We start from the raw sequence: 16,595 nt of genomic DNA, 5'->3' as shown, positions 1-16,595 counted from the left end.
TTCAGTCAGGCTACGTCCAGCTTGTATGATGTTGGGTTATCCCCCCTGATTCCGCTGGTGCCCGTTGTGAACAGTTCTCTCCGCCGTCCCCATGCCAGCCAGGTCCAGAAGGGGCTGACGCCGCATGCCCGCATCCGCAACGTGATCGCGGTTGGTTCGGGCAAGGGCGGCGTCGGCAAGTCGACGACCGCGGTCAACCTGGCCGTTGCGCTGCAGCAGTTGGGTGCGCGTGTAGGCGTGCTGGATGCGGACATCTACGGTCCCAGCGTACCGGCCATGCTGGGCCTGTCCGGCCGTCCGGAAAGCCCTGACAACAAGAGCATCGAGCCGCTGCGCGCGTTCGGCGTGGATACCATGTCGATCGGCTACCTGATCGAAGAGGACACGCCAATGATCTGGCGTGGCCCGATGGCCACCTCGGCGATGACCCAGCTGTTCAACGACACCCTGTGGGATGACCTGGACTTCCTGCTGATCGACCTGCCGCCGGGCACCGGTGACATCCAGCTGACCCTGACCCAGAAGATCCCGCTGGCCGGTGCGGTGATCGTCACCACGCCGCAGGACATCGCCACGCTGGATGCGAAGAAGGCGCTGAAGATGTTCGAGAAGGTCGAAGTACCGGTGCTGGGCATCGTCGAGAACATGGCCGTGCATACCTGCAGCAACTGCGGGCACGTCGAGCACCTGTTCGGCGAAGGCGGTGGCGAGCGCATGGCGGCGCAATACGGCGTGCCGCTGCTGGGCTCGCTGCCGCTGCAGATCGGCATCCGCGAGCAGGGCGACGCCGGTACCCCGATCACCGTCGCCCAGCCCGATTCGGTGCCGGCCCAGGCCTATCGCCATGCCGCACAGCGCCTGGTCGAGGAAGTCGGCAAGCGCCCGCGCGCGTCGATCCCGATCCTGTCTTCGCTGCTGTAAGTGCCTGCGCAGGGGCCGCCGGCCACGCCCGGCCCCCTGCTAGAATCCTCGCGCCCCCTCGCATTCCCAGGACAAAGCATGAGCATCAAGAGTGACCGTTGGATCCGCCGCATGTCCGAGCAGCACGGCATGATCGAGCCGTTCGAGGCCGGGCAGGTCAAGCAGGCCAACGGCGAGCGCATCGTCAGCTATGGCACGTCCAGCTATGGCTACGACGTGCGCTGCTCGCGCGAGTTCAAGGTGTTCACCAACATCAACTCGACGATTGTTGACCCCAAGCACTTCGACCCGGGCAGCTTCGTGGATATCGTCGGCGACGAGTGCATCATCCCGCCGAACAGCTTCGCGCTGGCCAGGACCGTCGAGTACTTCCGCATCCCGCGCGACACCCTGGTGGTGTGCCTGGGCAAGAGCACCTACGCGCGCTGCGGCATCATCGTCAACGTGACCCCGCTGGAGCCGGAATGGGAAGGCCACGTGACCCTGGAATTCAGCAACACCACGCCGTTGCCGGCGCGCATCTACGCCAACGAGGGCGTGGCCCAGATGCTGTTCTTCCAGGCGGCATCCGATGACGTCTGCGAAACGTCGTACAAGGATCGTGGCGGCAAGTACCAGGGCCAGACCGGCGTGACCCTGCCGCGGACCTGATGACGGTGGGCCGTTTGTGGAGCCGAGCCATGCTCGGCTCTACATGAAAGAAGGCGGCGCAATGCGCCGCCTTCGTCATTTTCCGCGACCGAACAGCATGGCGATGCCGACGCCCACCAGCGCCACCGGCCACCAGGTCAGCAGCAGCTTGGACAGGTTCAGGTGCGTCCAGCCGAGGTTGCTGGCAAGCATGAACAGGCCGATCAGGATCAGCAGGATGGCGGCAACGAGGTTGAATCGCATCGGGTCGGCGAAGGCTCAGGAGTGGGCCGGATATCCTAGCCGGTCCTTCCAGTAGGCGACATGCTGGTCCAGTGCCGACGGCTCGTAGCGGTGTGCCGGGCCGCTGCCCCAGACCGGGCCCGGCCAGGCCGGATCGCCGTCATGGCGGCCGATCACGTGGAAATGCAGCTGGCGCACGATGTTGCCCAGCGCGCCGATGTTGATCTTCTCCACGCCGTCGGCGCCCTTCAGGGCCTTGCAGGCGCGGTTGAGCTCGGTGCGCAGCTTGTCCTGCTGCTCGCCGTCCAGCTCGATCCACTCGGTCACCCCGGCCAGGCGCGGTACCAGCACCAGCCAGGGGAATCGTTCGTCGTTCATCAGCCGCACTTGCGACAACGGTCCTTCGGCCACCAGCACGCTATCGGTGGCCAGGCGTGAATCGAGTTCGAATTCGCTCATCCAAGATGCTCCGAGAAGAAGTCCAGGGTGCGTTGCAGCGCCAGGGCGGCGCTGTCTGGATCATACGCATGTCCGACCTCGCGGTTGAAGGCATGATCGGCCGGATAGACGAAGGTGGCCATCTGCGGCAGCTTCTCGCGGTGGGCCTGGACCGCCTCCGGCGGGATGCTCTTGTCCTGGGCACCGAAGTGAAAGATCACCGGGGCCTTGGGCGTCTCATCGAGGAACTGCACGTTGCGCGCACCGTAGTAGCTGACCGAGGGCAGACCCAGGCGCACTGCCGACAGCATCGCCACGGTACCGCCCCAGCAGTAGCCGACCGTGCCGACCTTGCCGTAGGGAGCAAGCCGGGTTGCCGCGGCGCGGACCACTTCCAGTGCCTTCTCCATGCCCAGCGCGGTAACCCGTTCCAGGCCGACCTTCACGCCCTCGGGGCTGTAGGGGAGGGCATCGGGGTCGGCATCGGGGCCGTCGACCAGGTCGAAGAACGACGGCGCCAGCACCGCGTAGCCCTCGGCGGCGAAGCGCTCGGCCACGCTGCGGATGTGCGGGTTGGCGCCGAAGATTTCCTGCACCACCACCAGCCCGCCACGCGGGGTGCCTTCCGGCAGGGCCTGCCAGGCCCGTACCGGGCCGTGATGGGTATCCAGGGTGATCCACTCGGCCATCGTCATCTTCCTCGTTGCAGGGAACAGGACTGCATTGTCGGCGCTGCGCGGGTTAGCGGCGTGTCAGCGGCTGTGCGGGATCGGGCGGCTGGCCGTTCAGAGCGAGGTCGCCAAGCGCGATGCTGGAAGCGGCATCGGCGGCAGTGACTTCCCATGACACTCAGAACTTGCGAAACCCCGCATGGACCAGCGCCTTGCCAAGGATGCTGACCTTGCCGGGCTCGGGGCGATAGGGCGGGAAGTCTGTATTCACGCTCACCACGTAGAGGCCATCGCCCCGCTTCTGCAGCATCTTGATCTGCGTTTCGCCGCCAAGGGTGATGAGGTAGTAATCGTCACCGTCAAAGTGATCGAAGCTGGTATCGATCCAGACGATGTCGCCATCTTCCAATTTTGGCCGCATCGAGGGGCCGCGACCGGTGATGATCTGGATGCGTCCAGGCGGTGGCAGGAAGCCCAGCTTCCGTCGCACTTCCCATTCGGCAACCTCGATCGTTCTCATGACCTCGGGTGTGTCGTAGTTGGCACCCGTGTCTGCTTCCAGGACGTTGAAACGAACGTATCCCGGAGACGGTTCCATCTCGCCAATCGCCGGCTTGCCATCTGCAATGGAGCCTGTGGGCAGCATCGTGCCGTTACCGGTAGCAAGCCAGGATTCACTGACACCCAGCACCTTGGCCGCCGCCAAGAGGTTCGCGCCACGCAGAAATTTTGCCTTTCCACTGAACCAGTTGTGGACGCTCGGTGCGGAAACGCCGACCTCTCGAGCCAAATGGGCCTGGGTGATCTGGGCATGTCCGAGTGCACGGACCAAACGTTCAGAAAGAGTGCTCATTAGGAAAGACTAATTCTTAACTAATTAGGAGTAGCTATTGACGAGAAAATTAGATGTGTCTAATTTTCGGGTTATGAAAAATCCTAGTGCTTCTACCGTCATCGATCGCCTGGGAGGGACCGGCAGCGTGGCCCGCCTATGCGAGGTGAGCTCCGCTTCCGTGAGCCAATGGCGCTTGAATGGCATACCGCCTGCAAGGCGACAGTTCCTGCAATTGTTGAGGCCCGAAGCCTTCCGCGAAGAAGACGATGGTGACCGTCGTTCCATACCGCCGGACGACGCGTGGTACACGCTCAGGCGGTAGGGTGCCGAACGGGCAGGGAATCAGCCCTCGTGTCGTTCAGAGGTGGCACAACAACCCCGGTATACTGGCGCCCTTTCAGGCCCCGGCCCCCAGGAACCCCTGCCACGCCGGCAGGGGCCCAGGCCCCCAGAGTCCCGCGATTCCATGTCCCAGCTGAACCCCAAAGTCGGCTTCGTCAGCCTTGGCTGCCCGAAGGCCCTCGTCGATTCCGAGCGCATCCTCACCCAGCTCCGCTCGGAGGGCTACGACATCGTCCCGTCCTACGATTCGGCCGACGTGGTGGTGGTCAACACCTGCGGCTTCATCGATTCGGCAGTGACCGAGTCGCTGGACGCGATCGGCGAGGCGATGAACCAGAACGGCAAGGTCATCGTCACCGGCTGCCTGGGCAAGCGCCCGGAGCAGATCCGCGAGGCGTACCCGAACGTGCTGGCGGTGTCCGGCCCGCAGGACTACCAGAGCGTGATGGAAGCGGTGCACGAAGCGCTGCCGCCCAAGCACGATCCGTTCGTGGACCTGGTGCCCGACTATGGCATCAAGCTGACCCCGCGCCACTATGCCTACCTGAAGATTTCCGAGGGCTGCAACCACAAGTGCAGCTTCTGCATCATCCCGTCGATGCGCGGCAAGCTGGTCTCGCGCCCGGTCGACGAGGTGCTGCGCGAAGCCGAGCGCCTGGTGCGTGGCGGCGTGCGTGAACTGCTGGTGGTGTCGCAGGACACCTCGGCCTACGGCGTGGACGTGAAGTACGCCGAGAAGATGTGGCGCGACAAGGCCTACCAGACCCGCCTGAAGGCGCTGTGCGAAGGCCTGTCCGAGCTGGATGCGTGGGTGCGCATGCACTACGTCTACCCGTATCCGCACGTGGACGAAGTCGTGCCGCTGATGGCCGAGAACCGCATCCTGCCGTACCTGGACATCCCGTTCCAGCACGCCAGCCCGCGCATCCTGCGCCTGATGAAGCGTCCGGGCGCGGTCGAGAAGACCCTTGAGCGCGTGCAGAACTGGCGCCGCATCGCGCCGGACATCACCGTGCGTTCGACCTTCATCGTCGGCTTCCCGGGCGAGACCGAGGCCGAGTTCGAAGAGCTGCTGTCGTTCCTCGACGAAGCACAGCTGGACCGCGTGGGTGCGTTCGCCTACTCGCCGGTCGAGGGGGCCACTGCCAACGATCTGCCCGACGCCGTGCCAGAGGAAGTGAAGCAGGAACGCCTGGCCCGCTTCATGGAGAAGCAGGCGCAGATTTCCGCCGCGCGCCTGGAAGCCAAGATCGGCACGGTGCAGCAGTGCCTGGTCGATGCCATCGAAGGCGACATCGCCGTGGCCCGTTCCAAGGCCGATGCGCCGGAGATCGACGGCCTGGTGCACATCCAGAACGCCGACCAGGTGCCGCTGCGCGTAGGCGAGTTCGTCGATGTGGAGATCACCGAGAGCGACGAGCACGACCTGTACGGTGATGCGCTGGCGGCCGCCACCCGCCCGGCGTTCGATCTCAAGATGTTGTGACCGCCGCCGCCGGTGGCAACGGCGGTCCCCGGCGCTTCGTGCCGCCGCCGCGTGCGGCGGTCGATCCGCAGGCATTCAGGCATCCGCTGTTTGGCGGGCTGCATGACTTCCGTGATCTGCTGGACGGCACTGCATGGCCGCCCATCGCTGCGCTTGATGCGCGGCTGGAATTGCCCGGCAAACGCCTGGTTGAACAGGATGCCGCGTTGCTGGCCGACGGTCTGCACTACGAGGTGCGTATCGCGCAGGGGCGCATCGCCACCCGCGCCGACAACTGGCATGACCTGTTCAATGCACTGGTGTGGGCCCGTTTCCCGCAGCTCAAGCAGGCACTCAACGCGCAGCAATGCCGGCATATCGAGACAATGCCGCCGGGCCAGCGCAACCGCGCGCAGGCAGCACTGACCCAGTTCGATGAAACCGGCGTGATCGTGCGTGTGTGCGATGACACGTTGCTTGCGGCATGGGATGGGCATGACTGGCCTGCATTGTTCGAGCCAACACGCTGGCACAGCGGTGACATGGCCATCGCTGCGGTATTCGGCCATGCGCTGATGGAACAGGCACTGCTGCCGGGCCGCCTGCTGGTGGGCAAGTGCGTGGTGGTGCAGGGGGATGATGATGATCGCTGCATCGCCGAGGTGGCCGCGGCCATCGGCGAGGGCAGGGCGATCACCGATCCAGCGCAGCTGCGGCCGCTGCCGTTGGCGGGCATTCCCGACTGGCATGAAAGGCAGGATGCCGCCTTCTACGCCGACGCCGACTACTTCCGTCCGCTGCGTGCCGGCCGCGCGTACCCGCCGCCGTTGCACGCGGCCCAGTAGAGTCGAGCTCGCTCGACTGCCCCGTTGCGTAGCGTCGAGCTTGCTCGACTGGCTGCAGGTGTAGTCGAGCAAGCTCGACTCTACAACGGCAACGCAGTCGAGCATGGCTCGACTCTACAACGGTGCGTATTCCACCCCGATCACCGCGAAGGTGAACTGCCCGCCGGGCAGCTCCACCGAAAATTCATCATCCAGCCGCTTTTTCAGCAGCGCCCGCGCCAGCGGCGAATCGATGCTGATCCAGCCCAGGCCGGCGTCGGTCTCGTCCGGGCCGACGATGCGATAGCGGCTGGTGTCGCCGCTGTCGACATTCTCCAGCTCCACCCAGGCGCCGAAGAACACCGCCTGCGGATCGGTCGGGGTGGTGTCGACCACGCGCAACGCTTCCAGCCGCTTGGTCAGGTAGCGCACGCGGCGGTCGATCTCGCCCAGCTGCTTCTTGCGGTAGGTGTACTCGGCGTTTTCCGAGCGGTCGCCTTCTGCAGCGGCTGCCGCCAGTGCCTTGACCACCTCCGGCCGTCGCACCCGCCATAGCTCGTCCAGTTCGGCCTTCAGCCGGGCGTGGCCGGCGGCGGTGATCAGCGCGGTGCTCTTTTCTGCGGGGGGACGCCAGCGGGACATGCAGTACGACTTCTCTTGCGATGGGGAACGGGCGCGTCGCACCAGGCCTGGCGCGACGCGCGGAAACAGCAGGTGATCCTCAGCGCTTGCCGCCGAAGATGCCGCCCAGGATGCCACGCACGATCTGGTTGCCCAGCTTGGTGCCGACGGTGCGCGTGGTCTGCTTGGCCATGGTCTCGATCATGCCCTGGCGGCGCTTGGTGCCGAAGATCGCGTCCTTGATCGACTGGCCGAAGCCTCCTTCCTGCGCCTCGTCCTGCTCGCGGCTGCGTGCGGCAGGGGCCTGCGCCTGCTCGGTCGCCTTCTGCGCGCGCTGCGCCAGCAGCTCCGCTGCCGACTCACGGTTGATCGCGGTGTCGTAGCGGCTGCCGACCGGGCTGCCGGCGCGCACCTGGGCGCGTTCGGCGTCGGTGATCGGCCCCATCCGGCAGCGCGGCGGCGCGATCATCGTCTGCTGCACCGGCATCGGTATGCCCTTGTCCTGCAGCGTGGAGACCAGCGCTTCACCGGTACCAAGCTGGCTGAGCACCTTGGCCACGTCCAGTTTGGGATTGGGTACGAAGGTTTCGGCCGCGGTCTTCACCGCCTTCTGGTCACGCGGGGTGAACGCACGCAGCGCGTGCTGCACCCGGTTGCCGAGCTGGCCGAGGATGTTGCCCGGCACGTCATCGGGGAACTGCGAGCAGAAATACACGCCCACGCCCTTGGAACGGATCAGGCGCACGACCTGCTCGATGCGCTGTACCAGCGACGGCGGCGCATCGTCGAACAGCAGGTGCGCCTCGTCGAAGATGAAGACCAGCTTCGGCTTGTCCAGGTCGCCCACTTCCGGCAGCTGCTCGAACAGTTCCGACAACAGCCACAGCAGGAAGGTGGAATACAGCTTGGGCTTGAGCACCAGCTGGTCGGCGGCGAGGATGCCGATCATGCCGCGGCCGTCGTGATTGACCCGCATGATGTCGGCCAGCTCCAGCGCCGGTTCGCCGAAGAAGTGCTCGCCGCCATCCTGGGCCAAGCGCAGCACCGAGCGCTGGATCGCGGCGATCGACTGTGCGCTGACCAGCCCGTATTCGGTGGAAATGTCCTTGCGTTCCTCGGCCACCAGGCCGAGCAGGGCACGCAGGTCGTCCATGTCCAGCAGCAGCAGGCCACGGTCGTCGGCCAGCTTGAACACGATGTCGAGCACGCCGGCCTGGGTGTCGTTCAATTCGAGGATGCGCGACAGCAGGGTCGGGCCCATTTCGCTGACGGTGGTGCGCACCGGATGGCCGAGCTTGCCGTAGAGATCCCAGAAAATGGTCGGGCTGGCGGCCGGGGCATAGTCGGCCACGCCGATCTCTGCGGCACGCTGCAGCAGGTTTTCGGCACCGGTGCCGGGCACGGCCAGGCCGGATACATCGCCCTTCACATCGGCCAGGAACACCGGCACTCCCAGCCGCGAGAAGCCTTCGGCCAGGGTCATCAGGGTCACCGTCTTGCCGGTGCCGGTGGCGCCGGCCACCAGACCGTGGCGGTTGCCGAGTTTCGGCAGCAGGGTGACGGCAATATCGTCGGTAATGCCTTTGCCGAGCAGAATCGGATCCATGGTCCAGCCCTTAGTAGTGAATAGCCCAATGTTAACGGGCAGGGATGACGGTCCGAAGGTCCGGCTTGCCCCGACCTTGGCGGCGCCGCTACTCTGCCTGCCTGTTTCGCACACAGTGCCATCAATGCCCGTTTCTGTCCTGATTTCCCGCGGTTGGCCGCTGCTGGCCCTGGCCGGCCTGGTTTCCCTGGCGCCTGACGCCCATGCGCAACGGGTCTCGGCCCGGGACAAGGTGAAGGTCGATGCGCTGCAGCAGCGCATGACAGCCGCCGAGAAGCGCTACAGCGACGCGCTGCTGCTGGTCGCCAATGCCGACCCCAAGGGCAGCAACGAGGCCGACGCCGCGCTGGAGGACATGGAAGATGTCCTCAACGACTGCGTGAAGCAGAAGGGCTGCCAGATGGGCACGCTGCTGGCCAGCTACAAGCGCCTGCTCAAACATGACGCCGATGCGGCGGCCAGCGATGACGTGGCCGATGAGGGCGGCGACCGCCTGGAAGCCGACCCCGACCATATCGGTCCGCTCACCGCAGACGTACCCGAGGCGGCCCGCGCCGCCGCACTGCTGAACGACAAGCGGCACGCCTTCGACACGATGGTCGAGTACAACCCGGCGGTACAGGCCGGCATCCGCCGCTGGCTGACCGACATGCGCCCGGCGCTGCTGACCAGTTACGAGAACTACCAGAACCTGCGCGCGGTGATGTGGCCGGAGTGGGAAAAGCGCGGGCTGCCCGAGGCGCTGCTGTTCGGCATCATGGCCAAGGAATCCAACGGCCGCGTGCATGCCTCCTCGCGCGCGGGTGCCGCCGGCCTGATGCAGTTCATGCCGGCCACCGGCCGACGCTTCGGCCTGGGCCCGGACGGCACCGGTTTCGACACGCGCTTCGATGCGCGCAGCGCTGCCGAAGCCAGTGCCAGTTACCTCAACGAGCGCCTGCGCGAGCTCAACAACAACGTGGAAATGTCGGTGGCCGCCTATAACGGTGGCGAAGGCCGCGCCGCGCGGGTGTTCAAGCAGAGCGGCGGCCAGAGTTTCTGGACCGACAGCGTCTACAACCAGTTCCCCGGCGAGACCAAGGACTATGTGCCGATGGTGATCGCGGCGGCCTGGATCTTCCTGCACCCGCAGCAGTACGGCGTGGAGTTCCCGAAGATCAGCGCGCAGCCGGCCACGCTGCGGCTGGCCAAGTCCACCACCATCTACGAACTGACCATCTGCCTGGGCAGCCACGGCACCCGCGATGGCTACATGCGCGCGCTGCGCAATCTCAATCCGCGCTATGAAGCCGATGGCTGGATTCCGGCCGGCACGCTGATCAACGCCACTACCCGCATCGCCGGCCTGTACCAGCGCAACTGCGTCAGTGGCCCGCGTGCGGACCTGGCCCGCACCCTGATCACCGCCGACCTGAACGCGGCGATCAAGCGCCCGATCGCGGCCAGCTACACCGGCAGCGTGGCGGTGGGTGGTGTGGTGCCGGTGGCCGATGCCGCAGCCTCGACCAGCGTGCCGACGACACCCGTGGCGGCGGTGGCGACCCCGCGCCCGGCGCCCGCCCGGGCAAAGCCGGTGCGCAGCCACAAGGTAGGCAAGGGCGAGACCCTGGGCGCCATCGCGGCGAAGTTCCAGTGCGACGTGCCGACCCTGGCCCGCGCCAACGGCCTGAAAGCCCCCGCCTACAGCCTGCGCCACGGCCAGACGCTGAAGCTGCAGGGCTGCGACAAGTAATCCCACGACCCCTGGAACCCGCATGGACCTCGAAGACACCCGCAACCTGTTCGCCAACCTCCGCGAGAACACTGACTGGGACATCAGCGGCCCGTTGCTGTGGGGCTATTTCTTCGTTCACTCGACCGCCGAGCCGCTGCAGGCCCTGGCCGACCACCTGCAGGCGCAGGGCTACAACTTCGTCGAACTGTTCGAGCAGGAGCCGGAAGAAGGCGACGCGCCGTTCCATGTGCTGCACGTGGAGCGCGTGGAGATCCACGACGAAGCTTCGCTGGACCGCCGCAACCAGGAATTCGCGGCCCTGGCCACCGAAAAGGGCGTGGAAGACTACGACGGCATGGACGTCGGCCCGGCCCCGGCCCTGCAGTAACGCGCGTACGGTAGTGCCGGCCGCTGGCCGGCAATGCTCGACGCGTTGGATCAACGGAGATGCCGGCCGGCGGCCGGCACTACCGAAGCCTCAGCGCAGCGTGGCCAGCGCCTGGCCCAGCTGCACCGGGCTTTCAGCGCCCAGCTGCGGGGCGAACTCGGCCACGCCGGGCGGCAGCAGCACGATCACGGTCGAGCCATAGTTGAAGCGCGCCATCTCGGCGAAACGCTCCAGCCTGATGCCCTGGCCGCGGTAGTCCTTGCGGGTGATGCGGTCGCCATAGGCCGGGATCTCTTCGCCGCTCCATACAGTTTCCACGCCGGACACCAGCAGCGCACCGACCATCACGCTGACCATCGGGCCGAAGCTGGTGTCGAAGTGGCAGACCAGGCGCTCGTTGCGCGCGAACAGGCGTGGCACGCCGTTCACTGCGGCCGGGCCGACGCTGAACAGGCGGCCCGGCACGTGCACGGTTTCACGCAGGGTGCCGGTCCAGGGCATGTGCACGCGGTGGTAGTCGCGCGGCGACAGATAGACGGTGGCATATAGCCCGTCGTTGTAAGGCTTGGCATCCTCGTCGCTGCCCAGCAGCTCGGCCGCGGTGAACGACTGGCCCTTGGCCTGGAAGATGCGGCCGGCCTCGATCTTTCCCAGCTGGCTGATGCGGCCGTCGGCCGGCATCACCAGGCTGCGCGGATCGGCATCGGCCACCCGCGCGCCCGGCTTCAGCGCACGGGTGAAGAACTGGTTGAAGGTGGCATAGCTGCGCGGGTCCGGGTTGGCCGCCTCATCCAGGTTGACGTTGAACTTGCGGGTGACCGTGTCGATCAGCCAGCGTGACACGCGCGGGTCGTCCGAGTACGCCAGCGAACGCGCCATCGAGGACAGCAGACGGTGGGGCAGGACGTACGTCAGGGCGGTGGTGAGACTCATGGGGCGGTTTTCTCGGTCAGCTTCTGCAGGTCGCGGGCGATCGCCGGCGCGTTGAACGGGGGGCGCACCAGGCCGGCGAGGCGGCCCTGCGGGTCGAGCACGGCCAGGCTGGCCGAATGCTCGACGGTGTAATCCTCGGGGTTCTCGTCGAAGTGCTTGCCCGGCACCTTCTGGAACACAAAGCCCAGCGAGGTGGCGAAGCGCTCCAGCGAGGGAACGTCGGCGGTGGCGGCCAGGGTGTCCTTGTGGAAGCCGTGCACGTATTCGCCCAGGCGGATGGCGCTGTCGCGGTCGGGGTCGACCGAGATGAACAGCACGCGCGGGCGCAGGCTGTCGGGCAGGGCCTCCCACTGGTTCTGCGCGCCGGCCAGCTCGGCCAGGGTGGTCGGGCAGACGTCGGGGCAGAAGGTGAAGCCCAGGAACACCAGGGTCCAGTGGCCCTTCAGCTCGCCGGGAATGAGCCGGGTGCCGTCGGATTGGGCCAGGTTGAAGTCAGGCAGTTCACGCGGTTGCGGATACAGGGTGATCGCTTCGGTAGCCGGGGCGTTGGCCGGCGGCTTCGGCGCGAACACCTGCTGGGCGGCCAGCAGGCCGAGCCCCGCCGCCAGGGCGATCAGCAGGATGATGCCGGCGTTGCGATTGAACATGGGGGCTCCCGCGCGAAATGGGCTCCATCATACCGGCTGCGGCCCGATCGTTTCCGCCGCAACGGATGCCGCCGCGGGCGCCAGCCCCTATAATCGGGGGCCACTTTGCCCGCAGTACCGCCATGACCGCTGAAACGGCCGCCGAACTCCACACGATCATCGATCTGATCCGCTACGGCACCAGCCGTTTCAACGAAGCCGGGCTGACCTTCGGGCACAGCTATGACAACGCGCTGGACGAGGCCACCCAGCTGGTGCTGCACAGCCTGCACCTGCCGCACGACCTCGGCCCGGCGTACGGCCAGGCGCGGCTGCTGCAGGCCGAGAAGCTGCGCGTGCTGGAGCTGTTCCAGCGCCGCATCGACGAACGCATCCCGGCCGCCTACCTGACGGGTGAAGCCTGGTTTGCAGGCTTGAGCTTCAAGAGCGACAAGCGCGCGCTGGTGCCGCGCTCGCCGATCGCTGAACTGATCGAATGCGGCTTCGAGCCGTGGCTCGCCGGCCGCGACGTGTACCGTGCGCTGGACCTGTGCACCGGTTCGGGCTGCATCGCTATCGCCATGGGCCACTACTATCCGAACTGGCAGGTGGACGGCGTCGACCTGAGCGACGACGCGCTGTCGCTGGCTGAAGAAAACCGGGAGCGGCTGCAGGCATACAACGTCAACCTGGTGAAGTCGGACCTGTTCAATGGCCTGTCCGGCCGCCACTACGACCTGATCGTCACCAATCCGCCGTACGTCACCAACGACGAGACCGATGCGCTGCCGAAGGAATACTCCTACGAGCCGGACATGGGCCTGCGTGCCGGCGACGACGGCCTGGATCTGGTGCTGAAGATCCTGCGTGACGCGCCGCTGCACCTGAGCGAAGACGGCCTGCTGATCTGTGAAGTGGGCGAGTCCGAACAGCATCTGATCAAGCTGCTGCCGGAAGTCGATTTCGCCTGGATCGAATTCAAGGTCGGCCAGATGGGCATCTTCGCGGTCGAATGCCGCGAGCTGATCGCCCACAGCGCGCGCATCACCGAACTGGCGGCGCAGCGCCCGTGAGTTCCAATTCGTTCGGCAAGCTGTTCACCGTCACCACGTTCGGCGAGTCGCACGGGCCGGCCATCGGCTGCGTGATCGATGGCTGCCCGCCGGGGCTGGCGCTGGACGCGGCCGAATTCGCCCACGACCTGCAGCGCCGCGCCACCGGCAAGAGCCGGCACACCTCGGCGCGCCGCGAGGCCGATGAGGTCGAGATCCTGTCCGGCGTGTACGAGGGCCTGACCACAGGCACTCCGATCGCGCTGCTGATCCGCAACACCGACCAGCGCAGCAAGGACTACGCCAACATCGGCCAGCAGTTCCGGCCGGGCCATGCCGACTACAGCTACTGGCACAAGTACGGCATCCGCGACCCGCGCGGTGGCGGCCGTTCCTCGGCGCGCGAGACCACCATGCGCGTGGCCGCCGGCGTGGTGGCCAAGAAGTGGCTGGCCGAGCGTTTCGGCGTCACCGTGCGTGGCTACCTGTCGCAGCTGGGCGACATCACCCCGGCCGGCTTCGACTGGTCGGCGGTGGAAGACAACCCGTTCTTCTGGCCGCACGCCGCGCAGGTGCCCGAGCTGGAGGCGTACATGGATGCGCTGCGCAAGTCCGGTGATTCGGTCGGCGCCTGCGTGGACGTGGTCGCCGACAACGTTCCGCCGGGTTGGGGCGAGCCCATCTACGGCAAGCTCGACGGCGAACTCGCCGCCGCGCTGATGAGCATCAACGCGGTGAAGGGCGTGGAGATCGGCGACGGTTTCGCCAGCGCCGCGCAGAAGGGCACCGAGCATCGTGACCTGCTGACCCCGCAGGGCTTTGCCAGCAACCATGCCGGCGGCATCCTCGGCGGTATTTCCACCGGCCAGCCGGTGGTCGCTTCGATCGTGTTGAAGCCAACCTCCAGCCTGCGCCTGCCGGGCCCGTCGCTGGACACCGCGGGCAACGTGGTGGAAGTGGTCACCACCGGCCGCCACGATCCCTGCGTCGGCATCCGTGCCACCCCGATCGCCGAGGCGATGGTGGCGATGGTGCTGATGGACCAGGCGCTGCGCCATCGTGCGCAGTGTGGCGATGTCGGCACGATCACCCCGCGCATCCCCGGGCAGATCGATGGCTGACACGCGGCCGACGGTGTGGGTGAGCCAGCCGCTGATCGATGCGGCCATCGCGCCGCTGCGCGATCGCGTGCAGCTGCGCGTCACCGACACCGTTACCGCCTGGTCGCCGCAGCAGATCACCGAGCGGCTGGCCTCAGTCGACGGCGCGATCATCACCCTCAACGAGCGCATCGGCGCGGCCCAGGTGGCCGATGCCGCGCAGTTGCAGGTGATCGCCAACGTCGGCGTCGGCTACAACAACCTGGATGTCGACGCGCTCAGCGCGGCCGGCATCCTCGCCAGCAACACCCCGGACGTGCTCACCGAGACCACGGCCGACCTCGGTTTCGCCCTGCTGATGGCCACCGCGCGCCGCATCACCGAATCCGAGCGCTGGCTGCGTGAAGGCCAGTGGCAGCAGTGGTCGTTCCAGACCATGCTCGGTGCCGACATCCACGGCAGCACGCTCGGCATTCTCGGCATGGGCCGCATCGGCCAGGGCATCGCCCGCCGCGGCGCACTCGGTTTCGGCATGAAGGTGCTCTACCACAACCGCTCGCAGCTGCCGGCCGACACCGAAGCGGCGCTGGGTGCCACCTACGTGGACCTGGATACGCTGCTTGCGCAGTCCGACCACCTGCTGCTGGTGCTGCCGTACACCCCGGCGTCGCATCACCTGATCGATGCCGCCGCGCTGGCGAAGATGAAGCCGTCGGCCACGCTGGTGAACATCGCCCGTGGCGGCCTGGTCGATGAACCCGCATTGGCCGACGCACTGGCCAATGGCCGCCTGGCGGCGGCTGGCCTGGATGTATATGAGGGTGAGCCGACGGTGCGCCCGGAACTGCTGGCGCTGCGCAACGTGGTGCTGACCCCGCACATCGGCAGCGCCTCGCTGGCCACGCGAACGGCGATGGTACAGCTGGCCGTGGATAATCTGGTTGCCGGGCTCGGCCTGGACGGCGATCCGTCGCGCATGCCGAGCGCGATCAACGCTGACGCGGCGATGGCCGCGCGCGTGACTCTGGGCAAAAAAACCGGGAAACGATAGGGAACCTCCGCGCGCCCCGCTTGAGGAGGTTCCCCGAACCCTGCTGTCGTGCGTGATTTTTCCCATCCCCGTTTTCGTGAGAGTTTCCCCCCATGAGCAATGCACAGCGCAGTTTCCACGTCGCCGTCGTCGGTGCCACCGGCGCGGTTGGCGAGACCATGTTGTCGATCCTTGAAGAACGTGATTTCCCGGTTGGTACCCTGAGCGTCCTGGCCTCCGAGCGTTCGGCCGGTGGCGAGATCGAGTTCAACGGCCAGAAGGTCACGGTGCAGGACCTGGCCACTTTCGACCCGACCGGCGTCGAGATCGCCCTGTTCTCGGCCGGTGGCAGCGTGTCGAAGGAATACGCGCCGAAGTTCGCTGCCGCCGGTGCGGTGGTGATCGACAATTCTTCGGCCTTCCGTTACGACGACGACGTGCCGCTGGTGGTGTCCGAGGTCAACCCGGAACAGGTTGCCAACCGTCCGCGCGGCATCATCGCCAATCCGAACTGCTCGACCATGCAGATGCTGGTGGCGCTGGCGCCGCTGCACCGCAAGTACGGCATCGAGCGCATCAACGTGTCCACCTACCAGTCGGTGTCCGGTGGTGGCCGTTCGGCGATGGAAGAGCTGGGCAAGCAGACCGGCCAGCTGCTCAGCTTCCAGGAAATCGATCCGCAGCGCTTCCCGGTGCAGATCGCCTTCAACCTGATCCCGCACATCGACGACTTCCAGGACAACGGCTTCACCAAGGAAGAGATGAAGCTGGTCTGGGAAACGCGCAAGATCCTCGGCGACGACAGCATCCTGGTGAACCCGACCGCAGTGCGCGTGCCGGTGTTCTACGGCCACTCCGAATCGGTGGCGATCGAGACCCGCGACAAGGTGACCGTGGCCGAAGCGCGTGCGCTGCTGGAGCAGTCGCCGGGCATCGAAGTGGTGGATCGCCACGAAGCGGGTGGCTACCCGACCCCGGTGACCCACGCTTCGGGCACCGACGCGGTGTACGTCGGTCGCATCCGTGAGGACCTGTCGCACCCGCGCGGCCTGAACCTGTGGATCGTCTCGGACAACGTGCGCAAGGGCGCGGCACTGAATGCCGTGCAGCTGGCCGAGCTGGTCGCCGCCGAACAGCGCTGAGCAGCGCGGTTGCT

At 66.5% G+C, this 16,595-nt stretch carries 18 protein-coding genes; 10 read left to right on the top strand and 8 right to left on the bottom strand.

Annotation, left to right across the window (positions count from 1 at the left end):
* Positions 1-66: 66 nt before the first annotated feature.
* Both apbC and dcd read left to right on the top strand, forming a co-directional pair.
* On the top strand, positions 67-921 hold the full coding sequence (gene apbC / locus N5C18_RS22260; RefSeq protein WP_006459367.1) for an iron-sulfur cluster carrier protein ApbC: 855 nt from the start codon (positions 67-69) through the stop codon (positions 919-921).
* 78 nt (positions 922-999) lie between these two features.
* The gene (gene dcd, locus N5C18_RS22255) at positions 1,000-1,572 is read left to right on the top strand and encodes a dCTP deaminase (RefSeq protein WP_006459366.1); all 573 of its coding nucleotides are present in this window, start codon (positions 1,000-1,002) and stop codon (positions 1,570-1,572) included.
* Positions 1,573-1,647: 75 nt separating this feature from the next.
* On the opposite strand, the gene N5C18_RS22250 is transcribed toward dcd, so the two are convergent.
* From N5C18_RS22250 to N5C18_RS22235, 4 genes are all read right to left on the bottom strand, one after another.
* A complete protein-coding gene (locus N5C18_RS22250) occupies positions 1,648-1,815 on the bottom strand; it encodes a DUF5668 domain-containing protein (protein WP_005410498.1) in 168 nt (55 codons plus the stop codon).
* A 15-nt stretch (positions 1,816-1,830) separates the two neighbouring features.
* Positions 1,831-2,253, bottom strand: coding sequence for an HIT family protein (locus N5C18_RS22245; RefSeq protein WP_006459301.1), 423 nt, complete (start codon positions 2,251-2,253; stop codon positions 1,831-1,833).
* Positions 2,250-2,921 (bottom strand): dienelactone hydrolase family protein, encoded by a 672-nt coding sequence (locus tag N5C18_RS22240; RefSeq protein ID WP_053509384.1) that lies wholly within the window; start codon positions 2,919-2,921, stop codon positions 2,250-2,252. Before N5C18_RS22240 ends, N5C18_RS22245 begins: the two co-directional genes overlap by 4 nt.
* A 160-nt stretch (positions 2,922-3,081) precedes the next feature.
* Positions 3,082-3,756: a S24 family peptidase gene (locus N5C18_RS22235; protein ID WP_164241467.1), complete on the bottom strand. Its 675-nt coding sequence runs from the start codon at positions 3,754-3,756 to the stop codon at positions 3,082-3,084.
* Positions 3,757-4,204: 448 nt separating this feature from the next.
* Between N5C18_RS22235 and rimO the strand changes: the two genes are divergently transcribed.
* Together rimO and N5C18_RS22225 are read left to right on the top strand one after the other, a co-directional pair.
* A complete protein-coding gene (gene rimO / locus N5C18_RS22230; RefSeq protein ID WP_006459296.1) occupies positions 4,205-5,566 on the top strand; it encodes a 30S ribosomal protein S12 methylthiotransferase RimO in 1,362 nt (453 codons plus the stop codon).
* Entirely contained in the window at positions 5,563-6,390 is an 828-nt protein-coding gene (locus N5C18_RS22225) for a DUF3025 domain-containing protein (RefSeq protein ID WP_164241468.1), read from the top strand. Before rimO ends, N5C18_RS22225 begins: the two co-directional genes overlap by 4 nt.
* Before the next feature lie 114 nt (positions 6,391-6,504).
* Here N5C18_RS22225 and greB read toward each other — a convergent pair whose 3' ends face one another.
* Together greB and N5C18_RS22215 are read right to left on the bottom strand one after the other, a co-directional pair.
* Positions 6,505-7,011 (bottom strand): transcription elongation factor GreB, encoded by a 507-nt coding sequence (greB, locus tag N5C18_RS22220; protein ID WP_049458814.1) that lies wholly within the window; start codon positions 7,009-7,011, stop codon positions 6,505-6,507.
* Positions 7,012-7,090: 79 nt separating this feature from the next.
* Positions 7,091-8,596 (bottom strand): helicase HerA-like domain-containing protein, encoded by a 1,506-nt coding sequence (locus N5C18_RS22215; protein ID WP_180878481.1) that lies wholly within the window; start codon positions 8,594-8,596, stop codon positions 7,091-7,093.
* Between the two features lie 124 nt (positions 8,597-8,720).
* On the opposite strand from N5C18_RS22215, the gene N5C18_RS22210 reads away from it, so the two are divergent.
* A complete protein-coding gene (locus N5C18_RS22210) occupies positions 8,721-10,328 on the top strand; it encodes a transglycosylase SLT domain-containing protein (RefSeq protein ID WP_279945617.1) in 1,608 nt (535 codons plus the stop codon).
* A gap of 22 nt (positions 10,329-10,350) precedes the next feature.
* Positions 10,351-10,698, top strand: coding sequence for a ribonuclease E inhibitor RraB (locus N5C18_RS22205; RefSeq protein WP_053509394.1), 348 nt, complete (start codon positions 10,351-10,353; stop codon positions 10,696-10,698).
* 90 nt (positions 10,699-10,788) lie between these two features.
* Here N5C18_RS22205 and asd read toward each other — a convergent pair whose 3' ends face one another.
* Positions 10,789-11,631, bottom strand: a complete 843-nt coding sequence (gene asd / locus N5C18_RS22200) for an archaetidylserine decarboxylase (RefSeq protein ID WP_053450406.1) — start codon at positions 11,629-11,631, stop codon at positions 10,789-10,791.
* Positions 11,628-12,278 (bottom strand): SCO family protein, encoded by a 651-nt coding sequence (locus N5C18_RS22195; protein WP_053509398.1) that lies wholly within the window; start codon positions 12,276-12,278, stop codon positions 11,628-11,630. The genes asd and N5C18_RS22195 overlap by 4 nt, the downstream gene beginning before the upstream one ends.
* Before the next feature lie 122 nt (positions 12,279-12,400).
* On the opposite strand from N5C18_RS22195, the gene prmB reads away from it, so the two are divergent.
* The 4 genes from prmB to N5C18_RS22175 all read left to right on the top strand — a co-directional run bounded on the left by prmB (position 12,401) and on the right by N5C18_RS22175 (position 16,581).
* A complete protein-coding gene (prmB, locus tag N5C18_RS22190) occupies positions 12,401-13,330 on the top strand; it encodes a 50S ribosomal protein L3 N(5)-glutamine methyltransferase (protein WP_053509400.1) in 930 nt (309 codons plus the stop codon).
* On the top strand, positions 13,327-14,430 hold the full coding sequence (gene aroC / locus N5C18_RS22185; RefSeq protein ID WP_008264593.1) for a chorismate synthase: 1,104 nt from the start codon (positions 13,327-13,329) through the stop codon (positions 14,428-14,430). The genes prmB and aroC overlap by 4 nt, the downstream gene beginning before the upstream one ends.
* Positions 14,423-15,460: a D-glycerate dehydrogenase gene (locus tag N5C18_RS22180; protein ID WP_279945616.1), complete on the top strand. Its 1,038-nt coding sequence runs from the start codon at positions 14,423-14,425 to the stop codon at positions 15,458-15,460. Before aroC ends, N5C18_RS22180 begins: the two co-directional genes overlap by 8 nt.
* A gap of 92 nt (positions 15,461-15,552) precedes the next feature.
* The gene (locus tag N5C18_RS22175) at positions 15,553-16,581 is read left to right on the top strand and encodes an aspartate-semialdehyde dehydrogenase (RefSeq protein ID WP_279945615.1); all 1,029 of its coding nucleotides are present in this window, start codon (positions 15,553-15,555) and stop codon (positions 16,579-16,581) included.
* Positions 16,582-16,595: the final 14 nt, after the last annotated feature.

Source organism: Stenotrophomonas sp. GD03930 (genome assembly GCF_029839665.1).
GTDB classification, from domain to species: domain Bacteria; phylum Pseudomonadota; class Gammaproteobacteria; order Xanthomonadales; family Xanthomonadaceae; genus Stenotrophomonas; species Stenotrophomonas forensis.
Note: the sequence above shows the minus strand (reverse complement) of the source record. Positions and strands in the feature narration are given on the sequence as shown.